This is a genomic window from Zhongshania sp. (assembly GCF_041623545.1).
GTDB lineage: Bacteria > Pseudomonadota > Gammaproteobacteria > Pseudomonadales > Spongiibacteraceae > Spongiibacter.
The window spans coordinates 1-9731 of the sequence record NZ_JBFJWS010000111.1 but is presented as its reverse complement, the minus strand read 5'-3'; the positions used below and the strand labels follow the sequence as shown (position 1 = coordinate 9731).

The window sequence follows — 9731 nt, the reverse complement described above, 5'->3', positions numbered from 1 at the left end:
TTCGTCATACCCGAAGCTGGCTTGCAGATTCAGGGCGTACACATGGTATTCCTTGTCTAGCAAGTTCTTACCCCAAACACTTAGCTGGTAGCTGCCATCGTTCGCGTACCAACCTATGCGCCCGTTGTAGAGCCAATATGCGTCTTGGCGAATTTCACCGTAACCATATTGATCGTTGTAGGCACTGAACCACTGGTCATCTTGAAAACTAGCATTGGTATTAACGCTGAGGTATCCGTGTTCGGTGATTAATACATCGTAGTCGATCGAAAAACTAAGATTCAGCTTGGGTGCCGATATCAACTCATTACCTGATAGGTCGACGCGGTCATTTGGGTCGCCGAGGGTTTCGGTATTAGCCAGCTCCAGCTCCGAGTACTCAGTCTCTAAGAAGCCTGCTGTAGCCTGAATTGTTAGTCGTTCAGTCAGCCTTGCCCACAGCTCTGCCTCGGCGCCAAGAATACTTGAGGAGCCAGCATTCTCAAGAAAGTTTGAGATTCCCACGACGTTAATAAACTGCTGATCAGTGTAATCATAGGAAAATACAGCCATGTTTAGGCGCATACTATTGTCTAATAGATCGGCCTTAACACCGAGCTCAGTAGCATCGATATATTCTGGGGCGGCGTAAGCAGTTTCCAGTGGCCGCGCTTCGTAGTACACACCGCCATTATAGCTACCCGCTCGATAACCTCGGCTAGCGCTTGCGTAGACCATCCAGTTATCGGTAAACCGATAATCTATACCGACTTTTCCGGTCCATTCATTTTCAATAACGTCCAGCTCCGGCGCGGATGCTGTTGTGAACGCGCCGTGCGTGAAACCAGCACTTGTGAACGCATTAAGCGCAGCTGGATTAGCCAACAAATCTAACAATGCGGCTGGGCTTAACGGCGCGCGAAACCATGCATTGTCGATACCCGAGGAATTACCCGGCACCCAACTGCCGATAGGTTCACCATCGTCGTCATAGCGAGACAAGTTAAGGTAGGTCATGGTATTTCTATCGCGGGTATAACGCAGACCAATGTCCATACCAAAAGCCGGGGTGAAATCAAAACGCATTTGGCTATAGCCGGCTAGGCTCTCTTTTTCTATAGCCAAACGTTGCACAACTTGGCCTACATCGAACAGGAATGGCGCATCGCTCGCGGTGTCTGGTTTGGCAACAACTACACGCGGATCTGGGAGATCTTTAAATATTAAGTAAATGTTATGCATCGATAAGTCTTCGTAACCGTAATAGAGCCCGGCAATGATATTGAACATACCATCGAAATTTGATGTGAAACGAAAATCCTGACTGTAACTACGCGACTCTGAAGACCAGAGAATTTCTAGCAAGCCCTTAGGACCGCCATCAGTATCTTGCGCTTGGTAGTAATCGGCATCAAGGAAGGATGTCACTGACGTAAGCGTGTAGCTATCGGCACTATAATTCGTCGTCAGCACGCCTAAGTCGGCGTGTGTAACCAGCTTACCCGACGCATCTGATTCGACCTCATAAAAACCAAGACTGTCTGGCCGAAAGTAACCAACATAATCAATAAAGCCATTTGAATCCCCTTCCAACCCTGTGCCCCGCAGGTCCGTCCGCGCCTCACTTTTGGGCGGGGTGCTGCTGCCATCATTCTTTGAAGACGTCAATTTCAGCACCGTATCCCAGCGCTCGTTAATGATCCAATTCAGGCCCAAGCGAGCGCCACGAAAATCGGCTTCAGCACCGTTGGCATCTTTACCTACAATCTCCATCCAGCCGTCGTTTTTCTTGATACTGGCCGCAACTCGCGCCGCCAGCACACCGCTAATTAACTCCGTTTCTGTAGCGCCTTCCACCGAACTCGCATTGAAACTACCGGCGCCAACCTTTAAATACTTCCGCCCCTCATTCTCAAAACCGGGTGTTCGAGTGATTATATTGATCGCCCCACCTGTGGTATTTTTTCCATAAAGCGTGCCTTGAGGGCCTCGCAGCACTTCAAGTCGCTCTATATCGAAAAAGCTTGAGCCGTGGCTATAGGTGGGGCCTAAGTAGGCTTCATCCACGTACACGCCAATTGGACTCGCTTGATTAGAGCTGTAATCCGACATGCTCACACCGCGAATAGAGAATATCGGCTGCACCTCCCCATAGGCGCCGCTAACCTGCATATTGGGCACCTGAGCACCAATATCCGTGGCGTTATCGAACCCCAACTTATCGAGTGCATCACCGCCAAGCCCTGTAACGGCAACCGGGATATCTTGCGTACTTTGGCTGCGCTTCTGCGCGGTTACCAAAACCTCTTCTAATGCAGGTGCTGCAATCGCGCCAACACAATTCAGCAGCAACATACCAGTGATCGTCGGGGCATGGCGCCGCAAAAACAATGAAGTAGGTTTGGGTTCAGCTTTTCGAAACGACATTGTGGTCTCCACACGAAGGTATACGGTAAAACGAGAATAAAAATAATTTCGCAATGGTCGGTCTTTATTATTAGCTTAGCGCCAACTTACGCCACGCCTTTTTGTTAAATCGGCAGATTTCCCGGAGTAGTACGGTATCTTCGCCTGCCAACATCTGGTAAATCACAAGCCATTTAGTATCGACTCTTTTAGGCTGATAAACCTAGATTTCAATACGCCAAACACATAGTCACTTCGCGCCAGAACACGTCTATTACGAAACGTAACCCGATTTTTCGACCGAGCTGCGTCACAACAAGAACAATCAAGGGCGATTTGAGGTTTAATTTAAAATACATTCGATCCGCAAAGGTGCAGATTGTTAACATCCCGTTGATAAGCCACGCCTAGCAATCCCAAATGGCAATATCTCTTATTATTCACTGCTGGCTCATCCCTTGTATTGCGCATACATGTCAATTGATTAGGAATTCGCGCCAAGGGACCCCCGCACCCAGTTAAACCACAGCTGCAATACCAATTTAGTTCAGTAAGTTGCGAGACACGATAACGCTAGGAAAGCCGGCTTGCACCGAAGGGAAGTTAACTACAAATTATCACAGGCAGTTACTATGCATGCATCGCCGCCGCGCGCATCTCATTGTAAAGATTATATTTTTAATTAGAGGACTAAAACAAGGACACCGAATACTCAGTATTTAAGTAGATATTAGCTTTTCCACGAGAGAATGAATCACACACCAAAGAATTAAATAGTGACTCTTTCTCTAACGCCCTAACACCAGAAAATTAGAAATCAAACCTCCGAGATGTCTGCACCGAATCGATATTTGGCTGGCACTCCGGCACAACCTCCTCCCTTAAGGCAACGAACCAACGCTCCCCCCCAGCATCTGATCAGCAGGCCACAACGACCTCACACTTTGTTGCTTTACCAGTATTTTTATGAGTTTCGATTTCAGACTGCCAGACTTGCTATAAAAGTATATATTACCGATAAAATTATCTGGTAGGCGTTTGCGCACATACCAGTAAGGTGAGCGGCCTTTCCCCCTCCGTTCAAATTTACACGTACTGCCCGCCCTGAAATCAATGCAGCTAATTGCCAGCCAAAGCCCACAAGCGCTTCTTTGAGCAATGTTACGGTATTAATGGTGTAGCGCCACCCTGCGCCAATCTACTATCAGTAGATTAAAATTTAATTAGGACAATGCAGATCTCATTTAGCCGGTGCATGGTCAGGCGCAGTTTTTATCGTCTTACTCGTAATCGGCATGCTGCCATTCGCCCACTTCATTTCCACCTTACTCCTGCTCTTCTTTAAAACCGGCGTCTTCGCCTGGAATGGGATTTTCCCCTTCTGGATCCTGGTGGCGATTTTCGGCGCAAGGATTAGCATTATGTCGTGGCTATTATTTACTGCGATAAAACGCTAAAGCGCAGCGATTAACTGACTGATGAACCATCTAGGTGAGTTACAGGTTTCTGACTCACTCACCCACTCTAACATTGTGATTCAGCTACTTTTAAGGCATATATTTACTGAGCATGTCTACTAACTGATCTTTTCGAAACGGCTTCAGCAAATAATCATTCATGCCGGCCACAAGACAGCGTTCGCGGTCACTCGCCAGCGCGTTTGCGGTCATAGCAATAATTGGCAAGTCTAATAGCGCCGGATTCAGACGAATGTTTTCGGTCGCGACAATGCCATCCATTTCCGGCATTTGCATATCCATAAACACAAGATCAAATTTTTGTTCTTTTAAGAACGCCAACGCTTCTACACCATTGGCAGCAATGCTTGTTTTACAGCCTATGCTTTCTAGCATGGTATTGATGACGTACTGGTTTACCTGATTATCCTCTACCAGCAAGACCTTGATATCAAAATCTACTGTCGAGACATTTTCCGCTACAGTCTCTAGTGCGCGGTATTGGTTTGCATCGGCCCACTGCAATGGCAATAGCGCGATAAATTCCGAGCCTTGGTTCAACTCACTTTTAACACTGATACTACCGCCCATTAACTCCGCTAATTGGCGGCTAATCGTTAAACCTAAACCACTGCCACCGTAGCGCCGCGTAGTCGTACTGTCAGCCTGGGTAAATTTCTCAAACACCTTTGCAATGTGTTCCGAGCTCATACCGACACCGCTGTCCTGCACGACAAAACGAATTGGTCCACCCTCGCCGCCGTCGCAATGCAGGGACAAGGTCACATAGCCCTTACTGGTGAATTTCAGTGCATTGCTGAGCAAATTATTGAGTATTTGCTTCACGCGCCCTTCATCACCATTCACATGGGCAGGCACATGACTGTCACAATAGGCGGTAAGTTCCACGCCCTTCTCCTCAGCAAGCGCTTGAAAGGTATCTACGGTGTCACGGATACAGGTATTTAAATCAAAGACCTTACACTCCAGCTCAAGCTTACCCGCCTCAATCCTGGAAAAATCGAGGATATCACTGATTACCGACAGCAATGCCTGAGACGAACGCTGCATGGTATCAAGGCGCTCGCGCTGCAAATCGTCAGCGGGAGACTCCCTCAAAATTTCCACCAAACTCATAATACCGTTGAGCGGCGTTCGAATTTCATGGCTCATTGTCGCTAGAAATTCAGACTTCGCTAAATTGGCGCTTACTGATTCGGCGTGGGCATCACTTAAGGATTGCTGGTTCTGCTCGCGCTCAATTTCGCCACCCAACCAATGGGCAGCCAACTGCATGAGGTTTTTATGGATATCGGTGAACCGCGACACACTCGACGAAGTGTGACAGACCGTGCCAAATAGCTCCCCATGCACGTAGATAGCAGCACCGATATAGCTCTCTACACCCATGTATTTACGAGCCGGGTGATCTGCAAATCCAGCTTTGCTTAAATCGGGAATCAAGCGTACTCGGCTAGCCGATTCAACACATGCGGAACACAGTGTATTGTCGAATTTACTCAGCGTGCCGGGCACCATTTTCGAGGCCGCTCCCGCCGTAAACAAGACCTTAATCATCTCGCCTTCTAGGACGTTAATCCGACCAAAATCGGTGCCGATGATACTATTCAGCAACGCCAATAATTGCTGACATTTTTGCTCTAAACTTAAATCAACTTGCCCAGACAGGCGGCTTAATTTCTCTAATGCCAGCTCGTACGCCACTTGGTCATTGAGATCGACAAGCGTTCCCGCCATACGCAGCGGGGCGGAAGCCTCGTCACGCTCTATAACCTTGCCACGCATAAGCACCCAACTCGCCTCGCCGCTAGGCCTGCGAATATTGACCCGTGTTTCAAACAAACTGTCGTCCGCCAGAATATGACTGAACATCCTTTTTTCGAGGGCTTTGAAGTCCTCTTCAAGCATGTTCGCCAACATAAACTCCGCCACACTTAGCGGGCAGTGAGCAGGATAGGCAATAATCGATTTAAATCCCGCATTACATTCAATAATTCCCTTGGTTATCTGCCACTCCCAAAGACCTAAATCTGCGCTGTCTACTGCGTATTCATAAAACTCTTTAAGCCTCACGGTTTCCGCCCGCAGGGCCTCATTCGTCGCGCCCAGTTCATCGGACATTAATGTTAGTGAGCGCTGACTGCGCTCCACTAGGGAGTCATAATCGCTATAAGCAGCTCCCACCAAGCCTAGCAGTTTCTCAATATCAACTGCCCCCCCAGTACTCGCGGCGCGCAATTGGCGCTGTAACAAACGGTGCCTAGACATAGCGATCTAGTCTTCCCAAATAGTGGTAATCGTCATTGTTTGATTGTGCAGCTGGCAATTACCGGTATAACCATGAGGGGCAATTTCGCCATAGGAGTAAAATCCAGTGATTTTTGTCGCCTGTGGCAGAACGTCCTTTACCGCTTCAATTTCGTCGGCAACCATTTGCCCCATAAGTAACTTCCGGCCTATACAGCTGACTAGGATAGCCACGCTTTCCTTACCATTCTTATTAACCCGCGCTTGCTCTGCCGACTGTTCGGCACCCCTCGCTAGCTGAGCAAAGCTGGCACTCATTAGTTTAGCGCTATAACCCACCGGTACATCACCAGTAAAAATTAAACTTTTACTCGCTTCATCTACTCCGACAATGGTGCGTACAACATCCTGCTTGGTCTGCCCCGGCGCCCAGATTGCCAAAGGGTATAGCAATGCACTCGTCGGTAATTCTGCGGCCTCAGCACCGAGATAATGCTTATATAGGTCCAAGGCAGGGGCACCGTCTAGTTCGTAGAGTATATTACCTTCGGCGCGGGTAATCTGACGGGGTGGGCCAAATACCTGCCACCCGCCCATGCTACCGCTACTACAATGTAGACCACTACCATAAACCCCTAGGGCGCCAATCCGCAAAGCTTGGGGAGGCTCGTCCAAACCCACAAAGCTTTCACCAAATCCGGGGCTGCCACCAGCCAAACCGCCGGTAAGCAAAACATTATTAGGCAGCGCTTCACTTAAACCACGAACCAAGTCACTGCCGTTAACATTTAAACCATCAGATAATACAAATACCCATTTTAGGTCATCGCGTAACAATTGGCTGGCAAGCTCGACACCAATATGATAATCCTCACCCGAATTCGCCGAGGCACTAACGATTTTAAACTCCGCTCGATCAAAGCTAAGTGCCACCCCAGAAATACTGTCTTCAATCACACCGGCATCGTGAATCTCGCCACCACTTGAGCAACCTATTTGCCGAGCAAGGGGGTAACGCTTACGTAAAATATCAGAGACATTATGGCCGCGAATCACTGTCGGAGCAGCAAAATAGATCACGAGACTGGCATCAGACAAATCACTGCCGCGCCCCCACTCTGTATGCCATGAAAACAACTCCGACTTCACCGGCTAGCCCCTATAGTGGTTATATATGAGGCGCCATCATACGCTGCCAATCATTATGACTGTATACGGTAATACCCATAACGACAAATTAGCGATAAAACAAATAGCACGCTGAGAAAGGACTTATTAAAGGCGGTGAAACGCGTTAACACGTTTAATTGAAGCAGCAAAAAATAGAGGGACAAGAAACAGGCAAGCAGATTGGGGTGATTAACCACCCCAAATTATAAATTTATGGGTTTATTAAATCTCCAAGCTGCGCCAGTCGACCTTAAGCTCCTGCGCCCATGTTTTAATAACTTTGTCGACCTGTGGCGCACGAGTCTCGGTTACCTCCCCGGTTTTCGGGTTTTTAAAGCTACGTAATGGGCGTGGCGCCATTTTTTTACGGGCCTTTGCTGGCGCAGCGACGCGGGCCTTTTTAATACCTGGTCCAGCTTTTTTAACACCTGCTTTGCGGCCGCGCTTTTTAGCCGGCGCTGTATCAACAGCTGGCTCGGCGGTTAATATCGCTAACAAATCATCGGCGCTTTGACCATGCTTGCTCATCAAGGTTTGCAACTCAGATATAAATTTAAACTTTTGATCCAAAGCTTTGTGTTCAGCTTGTAATTGCTTTTGCAGTCTTGCGATATCCATAAACACCTTCTATAAAGTAAAAAAATAAATGGGTTCAGATTCTAATTACTACGACATCGACGCCATCCAAATTTATTATTTTATCTTCTGCATGCGCACGAACGGCGGCATTCTAACATAGATAAAACTCTATTTAATGACACAGAAAAACAAGAAAAATTAGCAGGAAGGGGATTTTTTTATACAAGAACGTTAAAAAAAGGGCCATCTAAAAGACAGCCCTTAATAAAAAATTATCTTACCTTTTGGTTTAACCGGCCTGAGTCGTACTCCAAATACATGGCCTCCAAACTCATCGGCTTTATTTTAGACGCATTACCGGCAGTACCAAAGGCTTCATAACGGGCAATACAAATTGCCTTCATTTCCTTAATGGTTTCTTGCAAGTATTTACGCGGATCAAATTCGCTCGGGTTGTTTGCCAAGAAGCGACGAATTGCGCCGGTAGACGCCAAACGCAGATCGGTATCGATATTCACTTTACGAACACCGTGCTTAATACCTTCGGCAATTTGCTCCACTGGCACGCCGTAAGTCTCGGGAATTTCGCCACCGAACTCATTAATAATGGCTAGCCAATCTTGTGGCACACTGGAGCTGCCGTGCATAACCAAGTGGGTACCGGGGATACGAGCGTGAATCGCCTTGATGCGGTCAATTGCTAAAATATCGCCTGTAGGCGGCCGGGTAAATTTATAAGCGCCGTGGCTGGTACCACAGGCAATGGCTAGGGCATCAACGCCGGTTTTGGCAACAAAGTCTGCCGCTTCTTCGGGGTCGGTCAGCATTTGCTCGTGAGACAAAGTGCCCTCGGCGCCAACGCCATCCTCTTCACCAGCTTGCCCAGTTTCCAGCGACCCCAAGCACCCTAACTCACCTTCAACCGACACGCCGCAAGCGTGGGCCATTTCTACCACACGACGAGTAACATCGACGTTGTAGTCGTAATCCGCAGGGGTTTTGCCGTCTTCTAGCAAAGAGCCGTCCATCATCACCGAGCTAAAGCCCAACTGCATTGAGCGCTGACAAATAGCCGGGCTGGTGCCGTGATCTTGATGCATAACCACGGGAATCTCGGGGAACTCTTCAATTGCCGCCAAAATCATATGCCGCAAAAAGGGCGCGCCGGCGTATTTGCGGGCACCGGCAGACGCCTGCATGATGACCGGGCTATTGGTTTCCCGCGCCGCTTCCATAATCGCGCGAGTTTGCTCTAAGTTGTTAACATTGAACGCCGGCACGCCATAACCGTATTCGGCAGCGTGATCCAGCATTTGGCGTAGACTGATAAGTGCCATGATGATTTCCTTTTAAACTCATTAATAATTCGTTTGGTCGGACGTCGGGCGTCAAATGTCTGACGAAAAACCCGCGCCCGACGTCAGACCTCTGACTTCAGACGACCCCAGCGGCGCGTTCTTCTAGTATTGCTACTGCTGGCAATACCTTGCCTTCTACGTATTCCAAAAATGCACCGCCACCGGTCGAGATGTAGGACACTTGATCGGCAATGCCAAATTTATCGACAGCGGCAAGGGTATCACCGCCCCCGGCAATGGAGAACGCTGACGATTCAGCAATAGCCCGCGCAATGTCTTCTGTGCCATCGGCGAATTGATCGAACTCAAATACGCCAACTGGGCCATTCCAGATAATAGTGCCCGCTTGTTTCAGTATTTCCGCCAAACAAGCGGCAGAAACCGGACCAATATCGAAAATCATATCGTCGTCGCCGACAAATTCAACTGGCCGCAGGGTAGCTGGCTCGTTCTCATCAAACTTTTTACCGGTAATAACATCCGTCGGCAGCGGGATATCGCATTTCTCCATGAG

The 9731-nt window shown here is 48.4% G+C and carries 6 protein-coding genes; all 6 read right to left on the bottom strand.

What is annotated here, in order from left to right; all coding sequences use genetic code 11:
* The coding region (locus ABYT30_RS11100) for a TonB-dependent receptor (protein WP_373096483.1) at positions 1-2406 on the bottom strand (2406 nt) is incomplete at its 3' end.
* 1526 nt (positions 2407-3932) lie between these two features.
* Positions 3933-6131, bottom strand: a complete 2199-nt coding sequence (locus ABYT30_RS11095; RefSeq protein ID WP_373096481.1) for a response regulator — start codon at positions 6129-6131, stop codon at positions 3933-3935.
* Positions 6132-6137: 6 nt separating this feature from the next.
* Entirely contained in the window at positions 6138-7259 is a 1122-nt protein-coding gene (locus tag ABYT30_RS11090) for an FIST signal transduction protein (RefSeq protein ID WP_373096480.1), read from the bottom strand.
* Positions 7260-7502: 243 nt separating this feature from the next.
* The gene (locus ABYT30_RS11085; protein ID WP_373096478.1) at positions 7503-7898 is read right to left on the bottom strand and encodes a hypothetical protein; all 396 of its coding nucleotides are present in this window, start codon (positions 7896-7898) and stop codon (positions 7503-7505) included.
* Positions 7899-8131: 233 nt separating this feature from the next.
* Positions 8132-9196: a class II fructose-bisphosphate aldolase gene (gene fba, locus ABYT30_RS11080; protein WP_373096476.1), complete on the bottom strand. Its 1065-nt coding sequence runs from the start codon at positions 9194-9196 to the stop codon at positions 8132-8134.
* A gap of 97 nt (positions 9197-9293) precedes the next feature.
* Positions 9294-9731: phosphoglycerate kinase (gene pgk, locus ABYT30_RS11075; protein ID WP_373096474.1), on the bottom strand; the 438-nt coding region annotated here is incomplete at its 5' end.